The organism is Oleiphilus sp. HI0117 (genome assembly GCF_001635235.1).
In genome coordinates, this window is the sequence record NZ_LWGA01000405.1 from 1 (window position 1) to 305 (window position 305).

The 305-nt window shown below is 49.8% G+C and carries 1 pseudogene; it reads right to left on the reverse strand.

Annotation, left to right across the window (positions count from 1 at the left end):
- Positions 1 to 305 (reverse strand): annotated as a pseudogene (locus A3757_RS26360) (hypothetical protein); the annotation flags it as partial.

Consider the following 305-nt stretch of genomic DNA (forward strand, 5'->3'; position numbering starts at 1 on the left):
CGCCTTTACCGTTCGCCATCAAATATTTGCCGTCTCCTGCTTGGCGCTGTTTGGCCAGTCGCTCAGGGAAGGCGATGAGTAAGAGTTTGCCAAGGTCTGCAGGGTAGATAGTCGGCTCAATATCTGCTTTCGAAGCGGCTAATTTTGCTAATTGCTTTTGCAGCGACTGAGTGCTTGAGAAGGCTTGCTCGACTCGTGAACGATGGAAGGCGTAGTCTTTAAGGGACTGTGCTTTGTCTCGGCCAAAATCCGACAGCGCGTTGAGACGTCTGGATATGTCGGTATCTCTATTATGGAGAAAGATA